The sequence below is a fragment of the Actinoalloteichus caeruleus DSM 43889 genome (assembly GCF_000429185.2).
In the GTDB taxonomy this organism is placed as follows: Bacteria; Actinomycetota; Actinomycetes; order Mycobacteriales; family Pseudonocardiaceae; genus Actinoalloteichus_B; species Actinoalloteichus_B caeruleus.
Genome location: NZ_AUBJ02000001.1, coordinates 5,143,569 through 5,168,932 on the forward strand (window position 1 = coordinate 5,143,569; position 25,364 = coordinate 5,168,932).

The window sequence follows — 25,364 nt, forward strand, 5'->3', positions numbered from 1 at the left end:
GGGACGTGGCGGTGCCGGTTGGGGGACATTCTGGACGGGGATGTCATCCACGGCCGTTGATCGGCGCGGGCTCGGCGCCCCGCCGGCGGGTCACGCCCGACGGGCGTTCTCCGGCCAGATCACCACGACGGGGATCCCTCGTTGGCGGGCGGCGGCCACGACGTCCGCCGTGCCGCCCCGACCGTCGGACGGCTGGCCGTCCCACACGGCCACCAGCCGTTCGACGAGGTTCAACACCCGTTCGCTGGCCGCGACGTAGGCATCACGAGTCGACCTCTCGAACGGCATCACCTCGACATCGGTGGCCCTGTCGATCAGCGCGTCGAACTCGGCCGCGTTGTCGGGTCCGACCTTGCGTTCCCGGTAGTCCTCGGCGGGGAGCACCACGGTGGTGGTGCCGCCCAGGGCGAGCACCGCACGAGCGAAGATCTGGTCGGCGCCGCGGGCCAGGCAGGTCACGCCGACCAGCTCGCCGTCGCCCTCCGCCCGCAGGTGGTCCCGCAGGGCGGTCTCCACGAGGGAGACCGAGTCCGGGCTCAGGTTCGAATGGCCGGTGATGCCGATGCGTGCCACGGTCGAGGTGGTCCCTTCGTGGTTGTGCGCCGGAAGGGCTGCGGCCTGGGGCTCTCGGGAAGCACCGCCTCACCCCCGTGGTTCGAAGCGGGCGGCGATGGCGTCGAGGTCCTCGCGGTTCCAGTCGAGGGCTCCGGTGCGCAGGTCCTCGGTCACCGCCTCCAGCCACCGCAGTTCCGCGAGGGCGGTGGCGCGCTGGTACTCGCCCTCCAGGAGCACGACCCGGGGGAGCGCCCCCGCCACCCGTGCCTCCTCGGCGTCCAGGTCCGCCAACGTGCGTCGGAGCGCCTCCGCCCGCCGTGCCAGCAGGGTGAGTGCCGCGTCCGGGGTGAGCAGGGGGAGGAAGGCGAGGGCCGCCGGGAACTCGGGGAACTCCCGTGCCGGGGTGGACAGCATCTCCCGCAACCATCCGTCGAGGGTGGCCGTGCCCTCGTCGGTGAGTTCGTAGACGGTGCGCTCCGGTCGGTCCCCGACCCGTTCGGTGTCGCGCACCTGGACCAGCTCGTCGCGGAGCAGGCGATCGAGCGTCTGGTACACGCTGTTGCGCTGCGCGACGTTGACCACCTGGTCCTTCCTGCGCTCCCGGATGAGTTCCCGCAGGCGGTAGGCGTGCGTCGGGGCCTCGGCGAGCAGGGCGAGCAGGGCCATCGCCAGCGGTGACCTTCGGGAGGGACGACCGGACATGGGCACACCCTAGCCAGCTTGCGAGCATAGTCATTTTATGTATAGTCATACTATGACCTCGGGGAGGGGATGACGATGACGAGGGTGCTGGTGATCGGGGGAGGAATAGCGGGAACGGTCGCGGCGGTGGCGTTGCGCCGGGCTGGGCTGGATCCGGTCGTGTACGAGGGGTACGACCGGACCGCCGACGGCGTGGGCGCCTACCTCGGCGTCGCCACCAACGGCCAGTCGGCCCTGGCCGAACTGGGCCTGTTGGAACGCGCGCTCGCCGCCGGGTTCGACACGCCACGGATGGCCTTCCGCACCGGTTCCGGCCGTTTCCTCGCCGAGCTCGCCCAGGGCGGGGCGCTGCCCGACGGCACCGTGACCAGGACGGTCCGCCGGTCCGACCTCTACCGGGCGTTGCGGGACGCGGCCCTCGACGAGGGGGTGCGCGTCGAGTACGGCCGCCGCCTGGTGGGCCTCACCGAACGCCCGGACGGGGTGACCGCGCGCTTCGCCGACGGGAGCGAGGCGACCGGCGACCTGCTGGTCGGCGCGGACGGGCTGCGGTCCCGGGTGCGCGGGGCGATCGACCCTGGCGCGCCCTCGGGCCGGTACGTCGGCCTGCTCAACACGGGGGGCTTCGCGCCGGGAGTGCCGGTGGACGCCGAGCCGGGCGTGGCCAACATGGTCTTCGGGCGTCGCTGCTTCTTCGCCTACTACCGCCACCCCGACGGGGAGGTGTGGTGGTTCGCGAACCCGCCCCGCGCCCAGGAGGCCAGCCAGGAGGAGTTGGACGCGATCGACCCGACGTGGTGGCGGGCGCACCTCCTGGAGCTCGTCGCGCGCGACCGCACGCCCGCGGCCAGGATCATCGCCGCGACCGAGCGGATCATGCCGCCCTGGAACACCTACGACCTGCCGTCCGTGCCGACCTGGCACACCGACCGCTGCGTGCTGGTCGGGGACTCGGCGCACGCCACCTCACCCTCCTCCGGGCAGGGCGCGTCACTGGCCATCGAGGACGCGTTGGTGCTGGCGAAGTGCCTGCGGGACGTGCCCGACCACCCCGCCGCGCTCGCCACCTACACGGCGTCGCGGCGGGACCGGGTGGAGCGGGTCGTCGCGCAGGGCAAGCGCAACGGGGACCAGAAGGCCCCCGGGCCGGTGGCGCGCGTGGTGCGGGATCTCGCGCTGCCCGTCGTCTTCCGGCGGATGGCCAGGGCCGAGGCCGTCGACCAGCGATGGCTCTACGAGTACCGGGTCGACTGGGAAGCCCCGATCACCGCCGCCGTCGGCTGAGCAGGCGGCGAGGGCGGCCAAGGGGAGGACGGGGGCGGCTGGGACGCGCTCAGCCCGGCAGCGGTTCGCGGTCCCTGCCCTCCCACGCCGCCCACAGCCGCGCGTAGCGGCCACCGGCGGCCACCAGTTCCTCGTGCGAACCGACCTCCACGATGCGCCCGTGGTCCATCACCACCACGCGGTCGGCGGCCACCGCCTGGGGCAGGCGGTGCGCGACGACCAACGACGTCCGCCCCTCGGTGGCGGCGAGGGCGGCCTGTTCCAGGTCACGGGCCCCGGAACTGCCCGCCTCGGCGCTGGCCTCGTCGAGGATCGCCACCGAGGGGTTGGCCAGCACCAGCCGGGCCAGGGCCAACTGCTGGGCCCGCGGCGCCGTCAGCGGGTGGCCCTCCTCGCCCACCCGGGTCTCGATGCCCCCCGGCAGGCCCTCCGCCCAGCGGCGGGCGCCCACCGCCTCCAACGCGGTGAGCACCTCGGCCTCCGACGCGTCCGGTGCGGTCAGGCGCACGTCGTCGACCAGCCGACCGGAGAAGACGTGCACGTCCTGACTGACGAGCATGACGTGGCGGCGCAGCTGGCGGAGTCCCAGCTCGGCGAGCGGAACACCGCCCACCCGGACGGAGCCCTCCGCCGGGTCGAGGAGGCCGGCGACGATCGCGGCCAGGGTCGTCTTCCCGGCTCCGCTGGCGCCGACGAGGGCGACCCGCTCACCCGGCTCCACCACCAGGGTCACGTCGTCCACCACCAGCGGACCGCCGTCGTAGCGGTGGCTCACCCCTTCGATCCGCAGGCCCGCGTCGGCGGGGCGGGGCGGTGCCTCCGGTTCGGGGGTCGCCGGGAGGCGCGCGACGCCCACCAGGCGAGCGAGGCTCGCCCCCGCCGACTGCACCTCGTCGAAGGACAACAGCAACGCGCCGAGCGGGGAGAACAGCCGGTGGAAGTACAGGGCCGCCGCCGTGGTCGCGCCGACCGTCACGATGTCGGCCCTGACGAGGAGGAACCCGGTGACGACGATCGCCACGAGTCCCACGCACTCCGCGCGGTTGGCGCCGGAGGCGAACCGGGTGAACAGCCGGAACACCCGGACCGAGATGTCCCGGGACCGCGCGGAGCGGTCGGTGACCAACCCCATCCGGGCCTCGCCCAGCCGGTGCGCGTGCACCGCGTCCACCCCGTGCAGGGAACTGACCAGGGCCTGTGACCTCTCCCCGATGGCCACCCGTTCCGCCGCGTAACCGGGGCCGGAACGCGGCAGGTACCAGCGCAGTGACAACACGTACATCGGGAGGGTCACCATGCCGGCCAGCCCGAGCCGCCAGTCCAGGGTGAGCAGGCCACCCACCGTCAGGACGACCGTGAAGAACGCCGAGATCAGCACCGCCGCCTGGTTGGTCACGATCCGGCCGACGATCGACACGTCGTCGCCCACCCGGGAGAGCAGGTCCCCGCTGCCCACCCGTTCCAGGGTGGTGGTGGGCAGGTGCAGGGCGCGGTCCACGACACGTTCCCGCAGCCGGGCCAGCACCGTCTCGCCGGCACGGGCGATCAGCGCGGTGGCCACCCCGGTGAGCAGGCCACCCAGCAGCGCCGCACCGGCGATGAGCGCGACCGTCCACAGCACGGCGGACCCGTCGGCGTCCGGACCGCCAGCCGCGATGGTGTCGACCAGGTCGCCGAGCACCCAGGGGGCCACCAGACCGAAGGCGTTGCCGAGCAGGCAGGCGCCCAACGCGGCGCTCGTCGTCCACGGCTGGCGGGCCAGTTCGCCCCGCAGCACCCGCCAGACCTGGCGCGGTGTCGCGACCGGGAGGCGGTCGGCCGCCGAGGTCGCCGTGTCGAACTCGGCGGCCGCCGCCGCCGAACGCCTCCGCCGGCGGCGGCCGCCGGTCCCCGCCTCCGCGCTCATCGCAGTACTCCCCGCTGGTAGGTCTCGTCGGTGGCCGCCAGGTCGGCGTGGGTGCCCTCGGCGCGCACCACTCCGTCGGTGAGGACCACCACCCGGTCGGCCCGGGCCAGCAGCGCCGGACTGCTGGTGATGAGCAGCGTCGTCCTCGGGCCGCCCGCTGGCGGGCCCTCCCCGTCACCGCCCGCCGGTCGTTCGTCCCGACCGCCCGCGTCGGGGTCGTCGGCACCGGGAGGGTGGGTGGCGGGGTGGCGCAGCTCGGCCACGCCGAGGGCGATGACCTCCTCGGTGACCGCGTCCACCGCAGTGGTGGGGTCGTGGAGCACCAGGACCGGCGGGTCCGCCAGCAGTGCCCTGGCCAGGGCGATCCGTTGCCGCTGCCCGCCGGACAGCGAGGCCCCCCGGTCCAGGACCTCGGTGTCCAGCCCCTCGGCCTGGGTGGCCACCACCTCGTCGGCGGCCGCGGCCCGCAACGCGCGCTCCAGGCCGGTGGCGGAGACCTCGCGGCCGGAGGTGACCGCGTCCCGGAGGGTCCCCTCGAAGAGCGTGACGTGGTGGGTCTCCACCAGCACCGTCCGCCGCAGTTCGTCGATGTCCACCTCGGACACGGCGACGCCGTCGACCACCAGCTCCCCCTCGTGGTCGGCGGCCGGAACCCGCCCGGACAGCAGGGCCAGCAGCGCATCGGCGTCCCTCGGGTCGTCCACGACGACCCCGACGAACTCGCCGGCCCGCACGGTGAGGTCCAGTGACCGCAGCGAGCCGTGCGCGACGCCGTCGAACCGCAGCTCCCGGAACCCGTGGAGCCGGGCGGAGCCCGGCCGCACCACGGGCGGCGCGGTGAGGAGGGTGACCAGCCGGGCGGCGGAGGCCCTGGACACGGCGATGCCCTGCCCGCAGATCCCGAGCAGTTGCACCGGTTCGGCGATGAACTGGGCCAGCCCCACCACGGTGATCAGCTCGCCGATGGTGATCTGGCCGTCCACGGCGAGCCAACCGGCGAACCCGGCCACCACGGCCAGCAGCAGCCCGCTGGCCGCCGTGGTCGCGCCCCGGTGCGCCCCCAGCGGGGTGGCCGCCCGCAGCGTGCGGCGGAGCGCGTCGTCACTGGACTCGCGGTACCGGCGCACGGCGCTCGGTTCGCCGCCGATGCCCCGGAGGGCGCGCACGCCGCGCACCAGGTCGGTGGCGAGCGCGGCGGTTCGCGCCGTGGCCGCCTGCTTCTCCCCGGCCCTGCGGGTCAGCAGGGGGCCGAGCAGTTGGAGCAGGACGACCAGCACCGGCACCCCGACGAGCACGCCGAGCCCGAGCGGGACGTCGATCCGCAGCAGGACGAACGCCGAGATGCCCAGGGCCACCAGACCGGAGAAGAAGCTGGGCACGTCACGCAGGACGTCGGAGGTGCGTTCGGCGTCCGAGGTGGCGACGCTGAGCAGCTCCCCGGTGGCCAGCCCGGAGCGCTGCCCCCTGGGGTCGAGGGCACGTCCGGCGGTCTCCACGCGCAACAGGTGGTTCTCCTGCTGGATCGCGCCGAACAGCGACCGGGCGCCCAGCCGCCAGGACAGGGCGAGCACGGTGAACAAGGCGGCCAGCCCGAGCACGGACAGGCCCAGTGCCCCCGGGTCCCCGGTCGCCACCGACCGGTCGATGATGATCCCGATCGCGACGGGGACCAGCGTCTCGGCTGCCTGGTGGCCGGACAGCCCGAGGATGCCGCCGGTCAGGCGTAACCGGTGTCGTGCCAGGGCGCGCCACAACACCCGGTTCGCGGTGAGCGGACGACCACCGCCCCGGCGAGGCTCGGGCGCCGGGGGGACGGGGCCCGGCCCGTCACCGCTGCTGTCCATCGCTGTTCCTCTTCTCCTTGGAAGGTCGTCCCCTGATCGGGTGATCGCGCCGCCTCTCCCCGCCGGGCTCCGGGCCCGGGAACGCGGCGTGAGGAACGGTGTCACGCTTTCGTGGGTGATTGACACGGGGGCGGCACCACCGAAGGGGCCGCGATAGCCGGATCACAGCCCCGCGTCGACGAGTCGCGCGTGGATGTCGTCCACGATCTCCTCCTGGGTGCGGCCGGCGCGCTGTCCCGCGTCCCAGATGGCGCCGATGTCGATGCCGGACGCCGCGAACCGGCGGTTCCACTCCTCCCCGTCCAGCCGCCAGTAGCCGACGGCGTGGTGCTGCCCGTCGGGCACGCGCAGCTCGTGGCGCAGGTGGTGCCGGACGAGCCGGGCCGCGGTGGCCTCGCCGGCCATCCAGTAGCGGCAGGACCTCGGATCGAATCCCGCCGGGAGGTGTTCCCGCAGCGCGGCGGGCAGCAGGCTCCCCGCGCGTCCGAAACGGGGGTTGCGCAGCCAGCGGACCTCCAGGTCGGCCGGCCCGTCGAGGGGCTGTTCGTCGGCGGCGCCACCCACCTCCACGACCACCCGCGTCGGGGTCGCCTCGGGCAGGGACGACACGATCCGGGTGAGGGCGGGCAGCGAGGTCAGGTCACCGGCGAGGACCACCGGCACCCCGGGCGGTGGCGGGACGTAGGAGCCTCGCGGCTGCCCGACCCACGCGACGTCGCCGACGGCGGCGGAGCCGGCCCAGGCAGCGGCGACTCCCCGTCCGTGCAGCACGAGGTCCACGGTCAGCAACGCGGTCTCGGCGTCCCACCGCCGCACCGTGTACCAGCGGCCGAACTCCTCGGCCCGGTAGGCGGGGGCACCGCCGGCCGGCTCCGGGTCCCCGCCGTGCGCGGCGGTCGAGGGCACCACGAGTCGGAACCATTCGTCAGGGGTTCCGACGCTGCCGAACCCGGCCAGCTCCGGTCCGCCGAAGGTGACCCGGACGACGCGGGGGCCGACGCGGTCCACCGCGACGACCTCGGCGCGGAGGTGGTCCCGGCCCACCTCAACCACCGTGCCCGGGATTCCCGCCGCCGGCCACCGGGACCGGGGGCGCGGCGGTGACGTGGTGCCGGCCGATGGGCACGATCATCGGTGTTCCCGACACCGGGTCGGGGACGACGCGGGAGGCCATCCCGAACACGTCCGCCACCACCTCCTCGGTGACCACCTCGCCCGGGGCCCCTTGGGTGACGATCAGCCCGTCCTTCATGGCGATGAGGTGGTCGGCGTAGCGGCAGGCCAGGTTCAGGTCGTGGAGCACCAGGACCACCGTGCTGCCCCGCCGCCGGTTGAGGTCGGTGAGCAGGTCCAGGACCTCCACCTGGTGGTTGACGTCGAGGTAGGTGGTGGGTTCGTCGAGCAACAGCAGGTCGGTCCGCTGGGCCAGGGCCATCGCGATCCACACCCGTTGCCGCTGCCCACCGGAGAGCTCGTCGACCGGCCGGTTGGCGAGGTCGAGGGTCCCGGTGGCCAGCAACGCCTCCGCCACGGCTTCGTCGTCGCCCTGGCTCCACTGCCGGAACCAGCCCTGGTGCGGGTAGCGGCCCCGGCCCACCAGGTCGGCGACCCGGATGCCCTCGGGTGCGGTCGGCGTCTGGGGCAGCAGGCCGAGGACGGCGGCGACGGCCTTGGTGGGCATGCCGTTGATGTCCCTGCCGTCGAGGTGGATCGTTCCCCCGCTCGGCGCCAGCAGCCGGGCGAGCCCCCGCAACAGGGTGGACTTGCCGCAGGCGTTGGCGCCGACGATCACCGTCACCCGTCCCGGGGGGATGTCGACGGACAGCCCGCGCACCACCTCCCGGTTGCCGTAGCCGAGCCGCAGGTCCTCCGCCCGCAGGCTGTGGCGGTCAGTCATCACGCACTCCTCATCCACCGCGCCCGACACGGTTCGACACGGCTAACAGCCACAACAGGTACGGGGCGCCCACCGCGCCGGTCACCACGCCCACGGGGAACTGCGCCCCGCTGACCAGGTGCTGACCCACCACATCGCCCAGGCCGACCACCAGCGCCCCGACCAGGGCGGCGGGCAGCAGCGCCAGGCCGGCGCCCCGGGTCAACCGGCGGGCGATCGGGGCGGACAGGAACGCCACGAAGGCCACCGGCCCGGCGGCGGCGGTGGCCACCCCCGCCAGGGCCACGGCGACGAGCACCAGCCCGAGCCGGGACCGTTCGACCCCCACCCCGAGGCTGGTGGCGGCGGCGTCGCCGAGCTGGAGGGCGCGCAGCGGGCGGGAGAGGGCCACCACGAGCGGCAGCAGCACCGCCATGCCGATCGTCAGCGGGACGACGTGGTCCCAGGTGCGGGCGTTGAGGCTGCCGGTCATCCAGGCCAGCGCCTGCTGCGCGGTGTCCACCCGCGACCGGGTCATCAGGTAGGACACCGCGCTGTTGAGGATCGCGGCGGCGCCGATGCCGACCAGGACGAGCCGGTAGCCGCTGACACCGCGCCGCCAGGCCAACAGGTAGATGGCCAGCGCGGTGAGCATCGCGCCGGCCAACGCGCTGACGGACACGGCGACACCGCCCAACCCCAGCACGACGATGCCGAACACCGCCGCCGCCGACGCCCCGGAGGTGATGCCGATGATGTCCGGGCTCGCCAACGGGTTGCGCACCATGCTCTGGAACAGCGCGCCCGACAGCCCGAACGCCGCCCCGACCAGGATCCCGACCAGCGCTCGGGGCAGCCGCAGGTCACGGACGACGAACTCGGTCGCGGGATCGGCCAGGCCCACCAGGGAGGCCGCGACGTCCCGGAGGGGGATCGGGAACTCGCCGAGGGACAGCGACACCCCGAAGACGAGGACGACGGCGACGGCGAGGACCAGGGTGACGGCGGTGGCGCGGCCACCGCGCCGGAGGCGGGCGGCGGACACCACCCGCCGGGCCCGGAGCAGGTCCGCGCCGTCTCCGGTGCCGACCAGGGCGTCGCGGTCCAGAGCGGGTGTCGGGAGGCTCTTCGTCATCCTCGGATCAGAGCTCCGCGACTCGGCTGCGGCGGACGAGCGCGATGAAGAACGGCGCTCCGATCACGGCGGTGACGATGCCGACCTGGACTTCGCCGGGCCGGGCGATGACACGACCGAGGACGTCGGCGACCAGCAACAGCACCGGCGCCAACATCATCGAGTAGGGCAGCACCCACCGGTGGTCGGGGCCGGTGATCGCGCGGGCGATGTGCGGGATGGTCAGCCCGATGAACGCGATGGGGCCGGCGGCGGCCGTCGCCGCCCCGCAGAGGACCACCACGGCGAGGCCGGCCAACCCCCGGGAGAGGGCCACCCGCTGCCCCAGGGCCCTGGCGACGTCGTCGCCGAGGGAGAGCGTGTTGAGCACTCGGCCGCAGCACAGGGCGAGGACCACTCCGACCAGGAGGAACGGCAGCACCTGCCAGAAGATCGTGAGATCCCGGCCGGCCAGCGAGCCCACCTGCCAGAAGCGGAACTGGTCGAAGGTGTCCACGTCGGTCAGCAGGACGGCGGTGGTCAGCGAGGTCAGGGCCGCGCTGACCGCCGCGCCGGCCAGCGCGAGCTTCACCGGGGTCGCGCCCTCCCGGCCGGCCGCCGCGATCCCGTACACCACGGCGGTGGCGAGCGCCGCCCCCAGGAAACCGAACCACACGTACCCCGTCAGGGTGGTCACGCCGAGCAGGCTGATCGCGACCACGACGAAGAAGGAGGCGCCGGCGTTGACACCCAGGATCCCGGGGTCGGCCAGCGGGTTCCTGGCGACGCCCTGCATGACGGCGCCGGCGAGGCCGAGCGCGCCGCCGACCAGGAGCCCCACCAGGGTCCGGGGCAGCCGCAGTTCCCAGATGACCAGGTGGTCCGGATTGGTGGGGTCGACGTCGCGGAGGGCGTCGAGCACGATCCCGAACGGGATGGGCCTGGTGCCGACGACGAGGCTGGCCACGGCGGCCGCGACCAGCAGGACGGCCAGCACCACCAACCCGGCCGCGAGCCGTCGGCGCGGGGCGCGCCGCCCGGTGGTGGTTCGCGCGGCCGGGTCGGCGGTGCGGAGCGAGCCGGCGGGGCCGGCCGGCGCGAGGTCCTGGTCGGCGGGGTTCATCGGTGGCGTCCCGCCCCGCGACGCCACCGCGCTGGCGGCCGGGACCACCGGTCCGCCCTCGGCTCCTGCTGCCGCCATGCTGGGGTGTTCCCTTCCGGAGAGGAGGCCGGCCGGGAGGCCCGCCTGACGTGGGGGTGAGGGGCGCGGCCAGCCGGTGCTGGTCAGGCGTGCCGCGCCGCGTCGCGGTCAGCCGCGCCACCCAGGACGCGCGGCGGGCCGGGGTGCGCCGGTGCGGTGCCCGGGTGCCCGGTGCCGGTGCGGGGAACGTCGCCGTGCCGCCCTCGCCACGACCGACGAGCGGGACCCTCCCCGCCGGTCCCGCGAGGGGAGCGGCGGTGGGTGCGGTGCGGGGCAGGCATGGGTTTCCCTTCGCCCTACGGGGACATTAGGCGAGCCTATCCTAAAGGATTACCCTGTACGGGTGAAGGTGGACGTGGTGGGTACCGCGCGGTGCAACCCGTCCAAAGCGGCGCTTATGCCGGGCCTGGTCGTGGCCGCGTTCCCGGCCGTCCGGCCCGCGACGCGGGCACCGACCTTCCTACGATCGGTGGATGTCCGATGCCCATACGCTGATCATCGGTGGTGGACAGGCCGGCCTGGCCGGTGCCCAGGCCCTCCGCGCCAGGGGACTCCGCCCCGTGGTGCTCGAGGCCGGCCCCGAAGCGGTTGGTTCCTGGCCGTCCTACTACGACAGCCTCACCCTGTTCACCCCCGCCCGGTACAGCTCCCTCCCCGGTCTCCCCTGCGGCGGCGACCCCGACCGGTACCCGACCCGGGAGGAACACGTCGCCTACCTCCGCCGGTACTCCCGCCTCCTCGACGTCGACATCCGCACCGGCAACCGGGTGCTCGACGTGAGCGCCACCCCCGACGGTTTCGCCGCGCACCTGGCGGACGGCCAGGTGGTGCGCGCGCCCTCGGTGGTGGCCGCCACCGGCAGCTTCGGCCGCCCCCACCGGCCGGCCCTGCCCGGGTTGGACACCTTCACCGGCGTCCTCCGCCACAGCTCCGAGTACCGGCGTCCCGACGACTGGGCGGGACTCCGGGTGGTGGTCGTCGGCGGCGGGAACTCGGCGGTGCAGATCGCCGTGGAACTCGCGGAGCACGCCGTCGTGACCCTCGCCAGCCGAGGGACGATCAAGTGGGCACCCCAGTTCGTCGCGGGCCGTGACCTGCACTTCTGGCTGCGCGTGCTCGGGATCGACACCGTGCCCCAGTTCCGGGTGATCCGACGGGGAGGCCGAGCGCCCGTCCTCGACGTCGGCCGCTACCAGCAGGCGGTGGCAGCCGGTCGTCCCGACCACCGCCGGATGTTCGACCGGGTGGAGGGTGACGAGGTGGTGTGGCCCAACGGGCTGCGGGAACGCGTGGACGTGATCGTGTTGGCCACCGGGTTCCGGCCGGACTTCGGCTACCTGCGCGGCCTCGGCGCCCTGGACGGCGAGGGCCGTCCCCGGCAGGTCAACGGGTGGTCCACCACCCACCAGCGGCTGGCGTACCTGGGAGTGGAGGACCAGCGGACCCTGGGGTCGGACAGCATCGTGGGTGTCGGTTCCGACGCCAGGGTGATGGCCAGGCGGATGAGCACCACCCTCGGCCTCCGCCGCCCCACCCTCCTCGGGCGGTGATGGGGCCGCGCGCGGCTGGTCACTGAGCGCCCTCGCGGACGGCGGCGACCTCGGCCCCCGTTCCCCGCGTCGAACCCCGGAATGCCACCCCGGTCGGCCCCCGCCGGCCGATCGGCCGTCAGTGCCCACCCCCCTGCCCGTGCCCGAGTGCCGCCGGTGCCACTCCGCCGGCGGCACTCGGCCGTCACCGGCGTGGGCCAGTCCTCCCCGGGGTCGGCCGCGCCCGGCCGGTTCAGAAGTCGACGGTGGGCTTCCGGGCGCGTACCACCAGGTGCCGGTCGTCCAGCCGCGCCGGCTCCTGGGGGTCGGGTGCCACGAGGACGGCGGCGGGCCGGTACCAGAGATCCAGCCGGTCGCCCACGCGCGGGGCCAGGCCGGGTCGCGGGTCGAGCCGGACCCGGGAGACGACCGCCCGGCTGCCGTCCCGGAAACCGATGTGGAGCAGCAGGCGTTCCCTGGCCGGTCCCGTCAGGCCCGACGCCGGTATCGCCTCCAGGTCGAGGACGGTCCCCACCGACCGCCGGCCGCTTTCCAGCAGCGCCAGCACGCGCCGGTCCTCGGCCACGGCGGCCCTCAGTGCCCGGACCGCGACCAGCGAGGACGCCAACGCGACCACCAGCACGGCCCAGGGGAGCCAGGGCGGCGGACCGGGAGCCAGCCGCGCGGCTGGCTCGGTCGCGGATGCCGGCCACACCAGCCCACCCCAGTAGCCCCAGGCCACCGTCGTCGCGCCTCCCCACCAGCACGGGCTGCCAACGGGGGAGAGGACCCGGTCGAGGGCGACCCCGACCAGGGCGGCGATCACCACGGCACCCAGCACGGCCAACCCGGTGGCGGGGAACGCGGCGTGCGCCACGGGCAGGCCCGGAAGCCCCACACCGGTGGGCAGGACGGCGAGGCGCATCAACACCGCGCTGCCGAACACCCCGGCGAGTGCGATCCCGGTTCCCCACACCCAGCGGTACCGGGCTCGGGCCCGGGCCCGAGCCCGCCGGGCGAACGGGTCCGAGCGGGCGGCGGCGTCGTACGGCACTGTTGCCTCCCACCCGAGAACCGTCGCGTCGTGGCCGCGAACGCTAGTGCTGCCGGGTGAACGGGTGGTGACAGGGCGCGGTCACGGCCCGGGCGGTCACGTGGCCGGTCGTCGGCGGCCTGACCGGGCGGTTCGCGGGGTCGACCCAGTGTCCCGCGAGGCCACCGTCGACGGGACCGCCGGCCGGAGGAGGTGGTCGCCGCCCCCGCGGGGTGGCGACCACCAGTCCCGGTCTCCGCCACCGCCGCGGCCGATGCGGGGGGCCGCCCCGAGCGGGGACGGCACCTTGCGGCCCGGGCACCGGTCGAGGGCAGCACCGGCGGCCCCGCCCTGACGTCCTCGCACCGGCCGGGTCCCCGCCCACGCCACCGCTGGCTCCGCGCCGCGACGAGGTCGCGCCACCGGTCCCTGCGCACCCCTGATGACCAGGGGAGGCATCCGGCCGATCCCACCCGGGGAGGGTGGTGAATCCCGTCGGCCGAAGCGGGGAGCGGTTTCGGCGTCGACCTGTCGGGTAGCCCGACGGCACGTGGTCCCAAGGAATCGGAGCGCGAGACGATGGCTGAGCAATTCGACGTCCGGTCGATGGAGGACGAACGGCACCGGGAGCGCAACACCTCGCAGCTGGTGCACGACGCCTTCGAACAGACCCGGCACCTGATCCGCGGCGAGATGCGACTGGCGATGCGGGAGTTCTCCGGCAAACGCCGCCACGCCACCATGGGCGGCGGCATGTTCGGCGGAGCGGCGGTCTTCGCCCTCTACGGCGGGGGCGCGCTCGTGCTGTGCGTGGTCCTCGCGCTGGCGCTGGTGTGGCCGGGCTGGCTGGCGGCGCTGGTGACGGGTGCCGCGCTGCTCGCGGCCGCCGGCGTGATGTCGCTGGTCGGCCGTCGCGAGTTCCGCAAGGTGACCCCGGTCGTGCCCGAACAGACGGTCGCCAACATGCGGGACACGGTGGACACCATCAAGTCGCGGACGGGGCGGTGAGGACATGAGCCACCGGAACGGAGACAGGCAGCACGGCGGCCGGCACACCGCGACCCGTGGGAGCTGGGCCGACGAGGAACTGCGGCGCGACATCGAGGCCACCGAGCACGAACTCGCCGACACCGTGGCCGACCTCGTGGACAAGTTCGACGTGCGGGGCAAGGTCTCGGACCTGACCGAGGAGAAGCTCCACTCGCTCGACCAGGCCGCCGCGCGACTCACCGAGAAGGCCCCGCCCCAGGTGGCCCGGCAGCTCGACCGGGGCCGGGAGGCGATCCGCAAGCGGCCAGGCGCCACCCTCGGGTGGACGGCCGCCGCGCTGCTCGTGCTGGTGGCGCTGGGTCGTCGACGCGCCCACCGGCACCACCACCGGGCACACCACGGCCTCGGGCACTTCCGGCACCACGGGCCGGCGAGGGGACGCCAGCTGGACGGCTACGAGGTGTGGGAGATCTGACCCTGGCACCGGCCTCCCCGTTCCGCCACACTGGACGGATGGCGCCGGCACCGCTGTCCGTCACGTCGTGGGGCACCGCCGGTCCGCGCGTCGTCCTGGTGCACGGCTCGGGGACCTGGGGCGCGGCCACGTTCGGGTTCGCCGCCCAACGGCCGTTGGCCGCCGACCACCAGCTGGTGGTGCCCGACCGGCGTGGCTACGGCGCGAGCCCCGACACGGCCCGCAGCGATCCGCATGAGGACGCCACCGACATCGGCGAGCTGCTCGACGACGGAGCCCACCTCGTGGGGCACTCCTCGGGCGCCGTCGTCGCGCTGCTGGTCACGGCAGCCAGGCCGGACAGGGTCCGCAGCCTCACCCTCATCGAACCCGCGTGCTTCCAGCTCGCCCCGCGCGACCCCGTCGTCGCGGCTGCCATCGCACGCAACCGGGCGGCCCTGGACGCGGTCCCGCCGACGATCGACGCCGAGGAACTGGTCCGCCTCAACTACCGGTCCGCCGGTCTCCCCGTTCCCGAGATCACCGAGCGGCACGTCCGGGCGACCAGGACCGCGCTCGCCGAACGACCGGCCTGGGACACGCCGATCCCCTCCGAAGCCGTGGCGAACGCCCCGCGTCCCACGCTGGTGATCACCGGGACCTGGGAGAACGCCGCCGACGACTACCGGGAGCACGGGGGCCGCCCCATCATGGCCTGCGCGCGGGTGACCGCCGACCTGCTGGGCGCCGAGCTGCTGCGGGTGCCCGGCGCCAGCCACTGGCCGCACCAGGAGCGGCCGGACCTGGTGAACACCGCGTTGTCCCGGCTGTGGCGTGGCTGATCCGCCGGGCCGCCCGCCCGGGCTCGTCGTCGCCGGAGACCAGGAGGCAGCGGTGGGGTGCCGGAGCCGGCACGGGGTGCCCGGTTCACCCCGGGGGAGCGGGACACCGGCTCCCGGGGGCACGTCGTCGCAGCGAGGTGACCGGGTACGCGCGTCTCCCGCTGCTCGCCACCTGCCCGGCGACCTCTCGCCGGGCGGGCGGACCCGGGTGGGAGGCCTGGCGTGACGCCTCCCGTGGTGTGGATCGGCGGTCCGCCCGGAGCCGGGAAGAGCTCGGTGGCCCGGCTGCTCGCCCGCCGGCACGGGCTCCGCGTGTACGCGAGTGACACCCGCACCTGGGAGCACCGCGACCGCGCCCTGCGTGCCGGCGTGCCCGCCGCGCTCGACTTCGAACGCCTCTCCGTCGAGCGCCGGTGGTCCGCGCCGCCCGAGGTGCTGGTGGCCCGGTCGCTGCACCACGAGCGGGGGCCGATGGTGGTCGAGGACGTGCGGTCCCTGCCCCCCGAACCACTCACCGTCGTCGAGGGCACCATCATCACCCCCGGGGTGGTCGGGCCGGACGCCACCGCGGTGTGGCTGCTGCCCGACGCGGCGGAACGGCGCCGGCGCCTCCGGGACCGGGACCTGAGCCGACCGGTGCTCAGGTTCTACGAACTGCTCGCGGAGCGGATCGAGGACGAGGTCCACGGGCGGGGCGCGCCGGTCGTCCACACCGGTCGGGGAGCGCCCCTCCGGCGGGTGGTCCCCGAAGTCGAGGAGCGGTTCGCCGCCGCCCTCGCCGCCGGGCCCGTCGTCCGGGACCGCGCCGGCCGGGTGTCCCTGCTCCGACTGGCCAACCTGGACGTCGTCCGCCAACACCTCGCCTACCTGGCACGGCCGTGGACCACCGGCGACGCCACCACGATGGTGGCCCACTTCGACTGCGAGTGCGGGCGGCGGGACTGCGAGGCGCTGGTGGGACTGGCCGTCGCCGACTTCCCGACCGGGCCGGCCCACCTCGACCCGGTCCTCGCGGCGGGGCACGCTCCCCGGCGGAGCTGAACTCCCCGCGCCTCGGGGCGTGCGCCTCGGCGGGCCTCGTCGGGCCCGGACCGCGAGGCCGGGCCCGACGTCGGGGCTCAGGTGGTCACGCGTGCCGCCGGCTCATCCTGGGAACGACTCGCGGCCGGCGAGGCCGTCGCTCCCCGCGACCGGTAGGTCAGGCCGCGCAACACCACCTCCGCCGGGCCGCGCCGGCCGGCGCGTTCCAGCAGGGCGCTGGTCACGACCGTCAGCAGCCAGACACCGATGGCGAACAGCGCCATCTGAGCGCTGCCGAACGAGGCGCCCCAGCCGAGGCCCCAGGCGGCGAGCAGTGGGGCGCAGAGCACGGACTGCGCCAGGTACGCCGACAGGGACCTGCGTCCGGTGGCGACGATGGCTCCCCCGATCCGGCCCACCCCGCCCCGCCGGGAGATGCGGTGCGAGACCAGCGCGAACACGGCGACGTAACCAACCCCGCCGAACAGGCCACTGGTCATGTGCGTCAGGCTCAGCGCCTCCTTCATCAACGTGGAGACGGACAGCACGTCGACCCGCGCGAGCGCGTAGGGCAGGCCTCCCAGGAGCACACCGCCGCCGAGGCCGACCACCGCGGTCGCCCGCAGCAGGCGGAGGTGCTGGCCCGGCTCCTCCAGCACCCGGCGGCGGGCGGCCCAGAAGCCGAGCAACATCGACACGGGCAGGACGAGCAGGACGAAGCCCTGCACGACGACCAGGAACAGCCACGCCGGCAGCCGGCCCTGGATGCTGGCGAGGTAGCTCGTCTCACTGATGTTGCTCGTCAGGAACGGTACGTAGTCCAGGGGGGCTCCCCCGGCCGTGCCCTCGGGTGCGAGGGCCGCGAGGACGACGAGCGCCAACGACAGCGTGAGGACCAGCCCGCTGAGCACGGCCGACCAGACCAGCAGCACCCGGTCGGACCGGCGGAGGAACAACCAGCAGAGGATCAGGCCCGTCATGCCGTAGGCGGCGAGGATGTCGCCCATCCACAGCAGGGCCGCGTGCGCCACGCCGAAGACCAGCAGCCACAGGTGCCGCCGCCGCAGCAGCGCCCGCGCGTCGCGTTCCTGCGTCCCGGTGGCCAGTTGGCGGCTCAGCAGCTGCACGATGCCGTAGCCGAAGAGGAACGCGAACATCGGGTAGGAGCGCATGTCGACCCCGGCGACGAGCACCACCTGGGTGATCTTGTCGGCGACGGAGCCGTCGACCGGATGCGCGCTGCCGGGGCTCCGCTCGGATCCCCACAGGTAGAAGACGGTGTTGGCGAGCACGATGAGCAGCAACATGCAGCCTCGGGCCAGATCAGGCGCGAGGACGCGTTCGCCGGCCTTCACCGGACCGCGTTCGGACGGAGTGGTGGTGGTTGTCATGGTGGTGTTCCTCCCCAGATCGTTCCAGCGCGCGCACCGGCTCGTGAGCCTTCCGCGCGCGTGGGTCGCGGCATGGTTGGAGTGAGCGGCGATCGGTGGACTTCCTCCGGCGTGGTGCTCGCGGCCTCGGACCAGCGCGAGACGCTGATCCCCGCGCTCGCTGTCCGGTGTGGGCACCTCTCGCCGGAAGGCGCTCCAGCCCGCGTTCCTGAGAGTTCCGCGCCCGAGATGTCGTCGCGAGCGGCCCGACCGCCTACCCCGTCCGCCGCCGATCGGGGTCTGAATCGGTTCTCAACAGAATTCCACACAATTCCTCTGGCCTCGGCTGGGCTGGCGGAGTAACCTACGTCACCAGAAGCCCCGGCCTCGGCCGGGGTTTCGCCATGTCAGGGCCGGGTGGAGCGGTACGGGTCGTCTCCCGGCGGCCAGTGGGCAACGACTCTCGCGGGCGAGCGTGGCGGTGGTGCGCGTCGAGCTCGAGACCGCGACGGGCGGACGACGTCGCGGCCGTCGTCGGGCAGCGGACGCTCTGCCCGGAAAGGTCCCCTAGCCGCCGACCGGACGCCACATCGGACGCAGTCGCGGGCCCCCCTCGGGCAGGACGATCGGCTCGCCCAGCGCGCGGAAGCCGTACCGCTCGTAGAGGGCGGCGGCCCGGGGTGAACTCGCCTCCAGGTAGGCGGGCCGACCCGCCTCGTCGATCCTGGCGAGCTGGTGGCGCAGCAGCGCTCCGCCCACGCCCCGTCCCCGGTGATCCGGTCGCACCCCCATCTGCTGGAGGTACCAGTGCGGTTCTCCGGCGGGGTGCCGCTCCTCGGTCATCCGCCGCACCGTCGCCATCCGTGGCGCGTGGGGGCCGTAGACCGCTTCGAAGGCCGCCGCCACGGCCGCGTCCGCCTCGTCCTGGCTCGCGGCGGCCATCGACCGGTCACCGGTCGTCGAGGTGGGGTCGGTGTCCTCCCATAGGGAGACGCCGGTGACCTCGTCCGGTCCGGTTCCCGCCACGACGACCTCCCCCGTCGCGACGACGGCCCCGATCCACGGCTCGGCCGCCTCGGGGTCGCGCACGATGCGTTCCCGCCGCTCGTCCTGGTCGGGGATGACCCAGGTGATCACGGCCTCGCCCTCGCTGGCGGCGGCGAAGGCCGCCGCCGCTCCGGCGATGTCGTCCCGCCCGGCCCGCCACACGGTGATCGTCTCGGACACTGAACCCTCCCAGATGCGTACGGTGTACTCATGGTCTTGGGTGAGGATACGCACATCCGCGCGGCGGGCATGATGGCGGGGTGGCGGAGGACGACGACCGGGCGGCGGAGCGGTCCGGCAGGACCGGGCTCACCGTGGAGCGCATCGTGCGGGCCGCGATCGCGGTCGCCGACGAGGAGGGGCTGCCCGCGCTGTCCATGCGTCGCCTCGCCGTCGAGCTGGACGCCGGCGCGATGTCGCTCTACCGGCACGTCCCCGGCCGCGCCGCCCTGACCGCCCTGATGACCGAGGAGGTCTTCGGTGAGATCCGCCACCCGGTGCCGGGCCCTTCGGGCTGGCGCGCCCGGCTTGAGCTCGCCGCGCGGCAGGAGCGGTCGATGTACCGGCGGCACCCGTGGGTGCTCGGGGTCGTGGCCATGACCGCCAGGCCGCCGTTGGGGCCGAAGGTGCTGGCCGCGGCGGAGTGGGTCGCCGCTTCGGCGGTCGCCGCCGGCCTGTCGCCCGTCGAGGCGCGCCGGGTGTACGTCACCCTCGGCGACTACGTGCAGGGCGCGGCGCTCTACGAGCTCGTCGAGGCCAGGGCGAGGGAGACGAGCGGGGTGGACGCCGCGACGTGGTGGGAGTCGCGACTGCCGGACCTGCGGGCGCTGTTCGAGGGGGGCGACCTGCCCACGCTGGCCGCGAGCGTGGTCGGGGTGGATCCCTCCGCCGCGGACAGGACCCTGGTGTCCGATGAGGGCTTCGAGTTCGGGCTGGCCCGGGTGCTCGACGGGATCGGGGTGTTGGTGGCCGACCGCGCTCGCGGGTCGGTGGCGGCGCGGCCCGGCGAGGACGCGGGCCAGACCATCCCAAGGGAGTATCAAAAAGTAACTTCGGTGTTGGCTGGTGCGGGAGCCCGCACCCCGGAGCCGGCTTCGGGCCCCGACCCGACCGAGGACCACCCGGCCGCGACCGAGGACAGCGGCCACCCCCTCGACGGACCCGTCGCCGCCGCGCTCGCGACCCTGGGCCGCCGCTGGGTGCCCGAGATCCTCTACGTGCTCCACCGGGGTGCGGCGAGGTTCGTCGACCTGCTCTCCGCCATCCCCGGACTGTCCCGGCGGGTGCTGTCCGAACGCCTCGTCCTCCTCACCGAGGAAGGGCTCGTGGAGCGGCGGGTGGCGGACGGCTCAGCTCCCAGGAACGACTACCGGCTCACCGCGCGGGGCCGCGAACTGGACGCGGTGTTCCGCGCACTCGACGGATGGGCGGCGGGCGGGGACGCGCGGGAGCGGACGACGGCGTCGGAGTGATGGCCGCTGGCCGTCGACCCGCGTGGGGCGGCACGTCCGGCGCGGCGGGAGCCGGCCGCGCGGCGGCGGAGCTCGGATGGCTCTCCCGGCGCGTGCGACAGGCTGGTCAGTCGCCGGACGGGTGCTCGGAGCGCCGGCCCGGTGCCGTCGAATCCCGGTCGTGGCGCTCGACCGGGTCACGAGGAGGTCGGGAACGCGAGGAGGTCGGGAACGGCACGCCGCCGTCGCGCGGCATGGTCTCCGACCCCGTTCGACCGCGTCCGAATCCGGGCGGGCCGCGGGCCCATCGGCCGGGAGGAGACACGTCGTCGGGCGTGCTGCCCGGCCGTCGATTCCGGACAGCAGGTCACCGGCCACGGTCCCCGGTGGACTCCTCCCGGTAGCGTCAGGGATCCACGGGACCCCCGTCGCGGCGGTCCCGTGGCGAGGAAGGACAGCAGCCCGGAACAGCGTGAGGACGGACCCGTGCCCACTCCCGGAACGCCCACCCCCACCGCCCCGGAATCGGGGCCCCGCCTGGGGTTCTTCGCGAGGCTGGAGGGCGAGGGCGACGCGGCCGCGGCCTACGCGGACGGCCTCCGGATCTTCGAGGCGGCTGAGGAGTTCGGCTACGCCACCGGTTGGGTGGCCCAGCACCACTTCGGGTCCCACCGGGGGAGCGTCCCGGCTCCGCTGGTGTTCCTGGCCGCGGCCGGCCAGCGGACCAGTCGGCTCCGACTGGGCACCGCCGTGATCACCCTGCCGACCGAGTCCCCGGTGCGGGTGGCTGAGGACGCCGCCGTCCTCGACGCCCTCACCGGCGGCCGGGTGGAACTCGGTGTGGGGTCCGGCTCCGAGCCGGAGACCTTCGAGGCGTTGGGCGCGGACTTCGCTGCTCGTCGGGAGGAGTTCGCCGAGCGGCTCGGGGAGCTGCGGTCGGCGCTGGCCGGTGAGCCATTGCCCGGCGGCGCCGTCCTGAGCCCACCTCGCCCCGAGCTGACCGGGCGCTTGTGGCAGGCGGCGATGAGCGTGTCCGGGGCGCGTCGGGCGGGCGCCCAGGGCACCGGCCTGCTCCTGGCCCGCAACGCACCGGACTCGGACCGCCCGCCGGGGGAGCGCCAACTGGACCTGGTCCGCGCCTACCGGGAGGCATGGCGACCGCTCGGCGGGGGCACGCCGAGGATCGGGGTGTCCCGGACGGTCCACGTCTCCTCCGACACGGCGACCGCGCGGGCTGAGCTGCTCGACGGGCTCCGCCCCTACCTGCGGCAGCGGCGAGCCGAGGACCCCGCCGCCGAGGAGATCCGCCCGGAACGGGTGCTGGTCCAGGACGGCGTGGTGTACGGCGACGCCGAGCGGGTGGCGGAACTGCTCGCGGCGGACCCGACCGTGGGGCTGGCCGACGAACTGCTCGTCCAGGCGTTCCCGGCCAGGCTGGCGCCTGACCGCCTCATCGAGTCCCTGCGGCTCCTCGCCACCGAGGTGGCACCCGCCCTGGGATGGCGGCGGCCCGGGACGGCCGGGGCCACCACCCGCTGATTCCCGCGCGCGGCTGTGCGGTGGCGTTGGACGTTCAGCGGGCCGTGGGTCCGCGACGATGGGGCTGGGGTTCTCCAAGCCCCGTCGTCACGTCATCGAAGCCCGTGCGTGTCGTCCTCGGGCCCCGCCCGGTCAGGAACGCGTGTAGGTCAGGAACAGCACGCCGCTGTCGTGCGCCTTCGTCTCGACCAGCCGGAACCCCGTGGGGTCGAACGCGCCACCGAACAGGGCGATGCCCGCGCCGGCGACGACGGGGTTCAGCTTGATCACGAGTCGGTCGATCTCCGGCAGCAGCGCACCGGCCAGCCGCCCGTCGCCGACCGCGTCGAACCGTAGACAGTCGGACCGGCTCTCTCGCGATGGTGAATCCACCAGTCGCCGATTGTCCCGGAAGGGCAGAAGCAGAGCGCTGTCAGCATGCCTCACCGACCACGCACCCGAGTGTCCGTCGTACCGGCGGTGTTCACAGAGCAGCGCGTACCCCCCGGCGCACGTTGGTTCCTGGCGCACGCGAGACCCGGCAGGAGCCTCACGGTGGAATCGTGCGGCCGCTACCCCTTGCCTACCGTCAGATCGTCGAACTCGCCTGTCTTGCAGCCCTTGATCCAAGCGTCCATCTCAGCAGGGGTGAAGAACACGACGCTTCCCCCGGGATGGTTGCTGTTGCGCACGGCGATCCTGCCGTCGTGCAGCGGAGCGACCTCGACGCACGCCCCGCCCTGGTCGGAGCTGAAGCTGGACTTGCGCCACGCCGCGCCGTCGAGGCGGTCCCGGTGCGCCCGGTCAGGTCTGGTCATGATCGAACTCCTCTGCGATATCCCGAAGCATTCTCGCAGACTCGTCGGGAGTGAGAGCCAGCGCGCACAGGTGCTCGAAGGCAACGTTGTGCGCCTCGATCTCGTGCGGTTGTTCCAGGTAGAGCGCACCGGACCGGTGCTCGATGTAGGCGACGCCGGGATCTGTGAGCCAGGGGAACCCGATGACGACGAAGGGTCCGGTCATGCCGGGATGGGCACCTCGTGTGAACGGAATGACCTGCACGGTGATCTTGGGCTGCTCCGCAGCTCCAGCGAGGTGGAGGAGCTGGTCTCTCATGACCTGCGGACTGCCGACAACCCGGCGCAGGGCAGCCTCGTCGATGACCGTCCACAACCGGAGAGGTTCGGGGCTGCGGGAGAGCACGCGTTGACGGTTGAGGCGCAACTGCACGGCGCGTTCGATCTCGTCCTCCGCGCGTTCCGCCGTGCTCCGACGAAGTAGCGCGCTGGCGTACTGCCTGGTTTGCAGCAGGCCGGGAATGAACTGTGCCTCGTATATCCGGGCCTGCGATGCGCCCTGCTCCAGGCCGATGAAGAGGGAGAACCAGCTCGGCAGCGTGTCGGAGCCGTGGCTCTCCCACCAACCTTTCTGACGTGAGTTCTTGGCGGCCTGAACGTAGTCCGGCCAACGTTCCATCGGCACGTTGAACAGCGGCAGTAAGACCTCGTCGAGGTCGCGGATCAATACAGGTCGTTCGGCGGTCTCGTAGTACGAGACCTTGCCGACCGTGCAGCGCAGGGCTTTCGCGACATCTTTCTGATCAAGTCCAGCTTCCTGGCGCAAGCGCGTGAGCTCCAGCGCCAGCCAGCGCCGCCATACCGTAGGACTTGATGTTTCGGGCACCCCAACCTCCTTCGTCAGCGTCGAGGTCAGTGTGCCCGTCATCCATAACCGCCTTTCGAGGTGCCAGCTCGCGAGCGGTCGGTCAACACCAACAGACCACCCCATCGGAGGACTCGCGTTCTGTTGAATCAAAATTTGAGATCTACAAGGTGAGTTTGAGTGCGGGGTGGCTCAAGCCACGCTCGGCCGGGTGTCCTGCGCGGCCGGGGTATCCGCTACAGGTGGGAGGGCGAACATGACCGCAGTGACCAGGGAGGACGAACTGTCCAGCGGGAAGTGGCGATGTGACGCCGACTACCGCAACCCGCTGGACAGCACTGTGCCTAGTCCTGAGGATCGACCGCCGTTGTGCGGTGAGCGCGAGTTCGCCGCCCTGTTGGAGGGGATGGTTGCCGAGTTCGCGCCGCGCGTGTTCGCGGTGGTGCAGGAGTACGGCGATCGCGTGGACGGGCGAATCGCGGCGTGGGGAATCGCATTCGCCGACCACGTGGAGGTTGTCGACGTGGATGGCTGCTCTCGAATGCATTTGCGATCTCCGGAGAGCGCGCTACGCGGGTTCAGCTGGGGGCGCCACATCACTGCCCGGTTGGTCTGGGTCACGAGGGCCGCTGCGACTCCGTGCGACGACGGCTGACTTCACCGCGCTCCCTGCGGTTCGCAGGTCGAAGCCAGCGAGGCAGCTCGCCCCCTGAGGAGATCGGGGCAATCCCCAACCGACTTCGTCTGAGGAACGCTGAGGGCTCCTGCGATGTGTCGAGGACGTGTTCGACACGGCTTCGGCCTCCGCCGTCAGCATCGTCGAGGGGAGTGGACGTGGTGGTTCAGGCGATGGCCTCGCACCACATCCCGTGGTGAAAGGTATCGCGCCGGTCTCCTTCTCCCATGAGCGTTCATCGATCGTGGAGGCGGGCCGTGAGCTGGACGCGGCCTCCCGCGATTCGACGGCTGGGCGTCCAGCGGGTCGGGCGCGGGAGGAAGGCGTCAGCGGAGTGGGATGGTGCCGACATCCTCCCGAGGCGCGGGAAGCGGCACCGGGAGGACGACCTGACGGGGCGGGCGCCCGGGAGTCGGACCAACTGGGGGTGGTGCCGAACGCCGAGCGGCCCCGCCCGGTCAGGAACGCGTGTAGGTCAGGAACAGCACGCCGCTGTCGTGCGCCTTCGTCTCGACCAGCCGGAACCCCGTGGGGTCGAACGCGCCACCGAACAGGGCGATGCCCGCGCCGGCGACGACCGGGTTCAGCTTGATCACGAGTCGGTCGATCTCCGGCAGCAGCGCACCGGCCAGCCGCCCGCCCCCGCAGAGCCAGATGCCCGCGCCAGGTTCGCGCTTGAGTTCGCGGACGACGGTCACCGGGTCGCCGGACACCAGCTCGACCGTGGGGTCAGGGCTCTCGGTCAGGCTCCGCGAGAACACGAGGTGGCGCAGGTGCGGGTACGCGTTGGTGACGCCCACCCGGAGCCCCATGTCGTAGGAACCCCTGCCCTCCAGCACCGTGTCGAAGGTGCGGTTCGGCGGGTCGATGCCGAGGGCGCGCCGCGCCTGGACGGGCACCAACTCCGGGTACTCCTCGACGAGCGTGCCCAGGTGGTCGCCGTCGATGTCGAAGAGCCCGCCCGGGGCCGACGGGTCCGAGCCGTCCGGCGGTGCGATGACGCCGTCCAGGGTGCTGGCGACGATGTAGGTCAGTTCGCGCATCAGGTCGTCCTTCCCGAGGTTCCGCCCGGGAGGACCCCGGCCGTGGGCCGGTCGCACGCTACCCCGCCCCCCGAGTCCGGGCGTACCCGTTTTCCCGGGAGCGAGCCTGTCCGACCCACCACCTGCTCTCCCCTCGCGGATCCCCGGCCGCCGCGCGGAAGTCGGGAAGCCGCTCGTCCCCGGGACGGGCGAGTCCCGGGGACGGCGCCGGTAGGTCGTCCCAGGGCCGGGCCGGCCCGACCCACCG

24 protein-coding genes are annotated in these 25,364 nt (G+C 73.8%); 9 read left to right on the plus strand and 15 right to left on the minus strand.

Annotation, left to right across the window (positions count from 1 at the left end; genetic code table 11):
- Positions 1 to 90: 90 nt before the first annotated feature.
- On the minus strand, positions 91 to 573 hold the full coding sequence (locus G443_RS20910; protein ID WP_026419014.1) for a hypothetical protein: 483 nt from the start codon (positions 571 to 573) through the stop codon (positions 91 to 93).
- A 69-nt stretch (positions 574 to 642) separates the two neighbouring features.
- Complete coding sequence (locus G443_RS20915) at positions 643 to 1,257, minus strand: PadR family transcriptional regulator (RefSeq protein ID WP_026419013.1); 615 nt, start codon at positions 1,255 to 1,257, stop codon at positions 643 to 645.
- Between the two features lie 75 nt (positions 1,258 to 1,332).
- Here G443_RS20915 and G443_RS20920 point away from each other — a divergent pair, with 75 nt between their 5' ends.
- A complete protein-coding gene (locus G443_RS20920; RefSeq protein WP_026419012.1) occupies positions 1,333 to 2,541 on the plus strand; it encodes an FAD-dependent oxidoreductase in 1,209 nt (402 codons plus the stop codon).
- 49 nt (positions 2,542 to 2,590) lie between these two features.
- On the opposite strand, the gene G443_RS20925 is transcribed toward G443_RS20920, so the two are convergent.
- From G443_RS20925 to G443_RS20950, 6 genes are all read right to left on the minus strand, one after another.
- Positions 2,591 to 4,447, minus strand: coding sequence for an ABC transporter ATP-binding protein (locus G443_RS20925; RefSeq protein WP_026419011.1), 1,857 nt, complete (start codon positions 4,445 to 4,447; stop codon positions 2,591 to 2,593).
- Positions 4,444 to 6,291: an ABC transporter transmembrane domain-containing protein gene (locus G443_RS20930; RefSeq protein ID WP_081715459.1), complete on the minus strand. Its 1,848-nt coding sequence runs from the start codon at positions 6,289 to 6,291 to the stop codon at positions 4,444 to 4,446. Before G443_RS20930 ends, G443_RS20925 begins: the two co-directional genes overlap by 4 nt.
- A 162-nt stretch (positions 6,292 to 6,453) precedes the next feature.
- Entirely contained in the window at positions 6,454 to 7,335 is an 882-nt protein-coding gene (locus G443_RS20935; protein WP_051313992.1) for a siderophore-interacting protein, read from the minus strand.
- Position 7,336: 1 nt separating this feature from the next.
- Positions 7,337 to 8,188, minus strand: a complete 852-nt coding sequence (locus tag G443_RS20940) for an ABC transporter ATP-binding protein (RefSeq protein ID WP_030105716.1) — start codon at positions 8,186 to 8,188, stop codon at positions 7,337 to 7,339.
- A 10-nt stretch (positions 8,189 to 8,198) separates the two neighbouring features.
- Positions 8,199 to 9,302, minus strand: a complete 1,104-nt coding sequence (locus tag G443_RS20945) for a FecCD family ABC transporter permease (RefSeq protein ID WP_026419008.1) — start codon at positions 9,300 to 9,302, stop codon at positions 8,199 to 8,201.
- Between the two features lie 7 nt (positions 9,303 to 9,309).
- Positions 9,310 to 10,404, minus strand: a complete 1,095-nt coding sequence (locus G443_RS20950; RefSeq protein ID WP_026419007.1) for a FecCD family ABC transporter permease — start codon at positions 10,402 to 10,404, stop codon at positions 9,310 to 9,312.
- 551 nt (positions 10,405 to 10,955) lie between these two features.
- Between G443_RS20950 and G443_RS20955 the strand changes: the two genes are divergently transcribed.
- A complete protein-coding gene (locus G443_RS20955) occupies positions 10,956 to 12,032 on the plus strand; it encodes a flavin-containing monooxygenase (RefSeq protein ID WP_026419006.1) in 1,077 nt (358 codons plus the stop codon).
- Positions 12,033 to 12,264: 232 nt separating this feature from the next.
- Here the strand turns inward: G443_RS20955 and G443_RS20960 are convergent, their stop codons facing one another.
- Entirely contained in the window at positions 12,265 to 13,065 is an 801-nt protein-coding gene (locus G443_RS20960) for a hypothetical protein (RefSeq protein WP_026419005.1), read from the minus strand.
- 558 nt (positions 13,066 to 13,623) lie between these two features.
- Here G443_RS20960 and G443_RS20965 point away from each other — a divergent pair.
- The 4 genes from G443_RS20965 (at position 13,624) to G443_RS20980 (ending at position 16,371) form a co-directional block, all read left to right on the plus strand.
- A complete protein-coding gene (locus G443_RS20965; protein ID WP_051313991.1) occupies positions 13,624 to 14,052 on the plus strand; it encodes a phage holin family protein in 429 nt (142 codons plus the stop codon).
- Positions 14,053 to 14,056: 4 nt separating this feature from the next.
- Complete coding sequence (locus G443_RS20970) at positions 14,057 to 14,509, plus strand: DUF3618 domain-containing protein (protein ID WP_026419003.1); 453 nt, start codon at positions 14,057 to 14,059, stop codon at positions 14,507 to 14,509.
- 38 nt (positions 14,510 to 14,547) lie between these two features.
- Positions 14,548 to 15,330 (plus strand): alpha/beta fold hydrolase, encoded by a 783-nt coding sequence (locus tag G443_RS20975; RefSeq protein ID WP_051313990.1) that lies wholly within the window; start codon positions 14,548 to 14,550, stop codon positions 15,328 to 15,330.
- Positions 15,331 to 15,552: 222 nt separating this feature from the next.
- On the plus strand, positions 15,553 to 16,371 hold the full coding sequence (locus G443_RS20980; protein ID WP_035292172.1) for an AAA family ATPase: 819 nt from the start codon (positions 15,553 to 15,555) through the stop codon (positions 16,369 to 16,371).
- A gap of 77 nt (positions 16,372 to 16,448) precedes the next feature.
- On the opposite strand, the gene G443_RS20985 is transcribed toward G443_RS20980, so the two are convergent.
- Positions 16,449 to 17,741, minus strand: coding sequence for a DUF418 domain-containing protein (locus G443_RS20985; RefSeq protein WP_026419001.1), 1,293 nt, complete (start codon positions 17,739 to 17,741; stop codon positions 16,449 to 16,451).
- A gap of 546 nt (positions 17,742 to 18,287) precedes the next feature.
- The gene (locus G443_RS20990; protein WP_051313988.1) at positions 18,288 to 18,947 is read right to left on the minus strand and encodes a GNAT family N-acetyltransferase; all 660 of its coding nucleotides are present in this window, start codon (positions 18,945 to 18,947) and stop codon (positions 18,288 to 18,290) included.
- A gap of 80 nt (positions 18,948 to 19,027) precedes the next feature.
- On the opposite strand from G443_RS20990, the gene G443_RS20995 reads away from it, so the two are divergent.
- Positions 19,028 to 20,239, plus strand: a complete 1,212-nt coding sequence (locus tag G443_RS20995) for a winged helix-turn-helix transcriptional regulator (RefSeq protein ID WP_051313987.1) — start codon at positions 19,028 to 19,030, stop codon at positions 20,237 to 20,239.
- 465 nt (positions 20,240 to 20,704) lie between these two features.
- Entirely contained in the window at positions 20,705 to 21,757 is a 1,053-nt protein-coding gene (locus G443_RS21000) for an LLM class flavin-dependent oxidoreductase (RefSeq protein WP_051313986.1), read from the plus strand.
- Between the two features lie 132 nt (positions 21,758 to 21,889).
- Here the strand turns inward: G443_RS21000 and G443_RS21005 are convergent, their stop codons facing one another.
- The 3 genes from G443_RS21005 to G443_RS21015 form a co-directional block, all read right to left on the minus strand.
- Positions 21,890 to 22,129, minus strand: a complete 240-nt coding sequence (locus G443_RS21005) for a dihydrofolate reductase family protein (protein ID WP_026419000.1) — start codon at positions 22,127 to 22,129, stop codon at positions 21,890 to 21,892.
- A 179-nt stretch (positions 22,130 to 22,308) separates the two neighbouring features.
- The gene (locus G443_RS21010) at positions 22,309 to 22,554 is read right to left on the minus strand and encodes a DUF397 domain-containing protein (RefSeq protein ID WP_026418999.1); all 246 of its coding nucleotides are present in this window, start codon (positions 22,552 to 22,554) and stop codon (positions 22,309 to 22,311) included.
- On the minus strand, positions 22,541 to 23,461 hold the full coding sequence (locus tag G443_RS21015; protein ID WP_245588821.1) for a helix-turn-helix domain-containing protein: 921 nt from the start codon (positions 23,459 to 23,461) through the stop codon (positions 22,541 to 22,543). The genes G443_RS21010 and G443_RS21015 overlap by 14 nt, the downstream gene beginning before the upstream one ends.
- 193 nt (positions 23,462 to 23,654) lie before the next feature.
- Between G443_RS21015 and G443_RS21020 the strand changes: the two genes are divergently transcribed.
- Entirely contained in the window at positions 23,655 to 24,053 is a 399-nt protein-coding gene (locus G443_RS21020) for a hypothetical protein (RefSeq protein WP_245588820.1), read from the plus strand.
- 479 nt (positions 24,054 to 24,532) lie between these two features.
- Here G443_RS21020 and G443_RS21025 read toward each other — a convergent pair whose 3' ends face one another.
- Positions 24,533 to 25,117, minus strand: a complete 585-nt coding sequence (locus G443_RS21025; RefSeq protein WP_016700400.1) for a dihydrofolate reductase family protein — start codon at positions 25,115 to 25,117, stop codon at positions 24,533 to 24,535.
- Positions 25,118 to 25,364 lie beyond the last annotated feature (247 nt).